General features: G+C 53.9%; 1 protein-coding gene. It reads right to left on the reverse strand.

The features are described from left to right. Positions 1–64 precede the first annotated feature (64 nt). Positions 65–1,078 (reverse strand): LacI family DNA-binding transcriptional regulator (locus tag WH277_RS01455; RefSeq protein WP_339503949.1); only part of this gene is annotated, 1,014 nt, incomplete at its 5' end.

The raw sequence follows: 1,078 nt of genomic DNA on the forward strand, positions 1-1,078 counted from the left end.
TTTTTAATCCGTTAATAGCGGGACGATCGTAAAAGGTCGTCCCGCCAGCCTGTAAAGTTGGTCCTCAGGCGTTTTCCGGTGTGATCAGCCGGAAATCTACTTTTCCGTCCTCATACAGCGTCGGTTGGTATCCCTCCTCCAGATGGCGCAGCAAAATATCCGTCGCCAGCTGCGCATGCATACGTGCATTTTGATCCAGCGTCATTGCCAGTACATCATCTGCCATCAGGCCCCGGGTGATGCTATACAACTCATGTGTGATATACACACAGCGCCCCAGTAACTGATGCCGATCCAGTGCTGCGCTCACCTCGGTATTCCCTGACCCGGTGTTATACAGGCCGATCACGTCATGCGAATGGCTCAGGCACTCCTCCAGCAGACGGCTGATGACGTCGCGCTGATCCTGCCCGGCAAGCACTTCGCGCAGCCGCAGTTGGGGGAACTTCTTCTCCAGTACCGCACGAAACCCGGCAATGCGCTGGCGGTGTGCGCTGTAATCACAGCGGCCGCTGACCATCACCACTTCGCCAGCCCCCTTCACCATACGTCCCATCATCAGCCCGGCGGTGCGCCCGGCCTGCATCTGATTAATTCCGACATGACATAAGCGTTCGGCATCGGGCAGATCGGTCACGATAGTGATCACCGGCACCCCGCGCGCCTTACACACCTCCAGCGCCTCGTACAGCGCCGGAGAATGGTGAGCGACCACAATGATCCCGTCACGCTTTGTACTGCTGTCGATGATCAGACGCGCCAGTTTCTCCGGCTGAGTTTCAACGGTAAAGGTCCTCAATAATGTCATGCGCTGATAACCAAGATGATTGGCTATTTCACCAAAATCTCGCGCCAGCTGTTTAAAGAAAAACGAGCCGTTTCCACTCAGAAAAACTTCAATTTGCCAGGGTTGCTGATAAGCCACAGGCAATATTCTTTTTAATCCGATTTCCTGCGCAGCCAGTAATACTTTACGCGTTGTTTCGGGTGAAACACCGCCACGTTCATTTAACACCCTGTCAACAGTTGCCACGCCGACACCTGCTTTTTTTGCCAGCATATCAAGCGTATGCTTTTT

The organism is Erwinia sp. MYb416, assembly GCF_037479575.1.
Classification (GTDB): domain Bacteria; phylum Pseudomonadota; class Gammaproteobacteria; order Enterobacterales; family Enterobacteriaceae; genus Erwinia; species Erwinia rhapontici.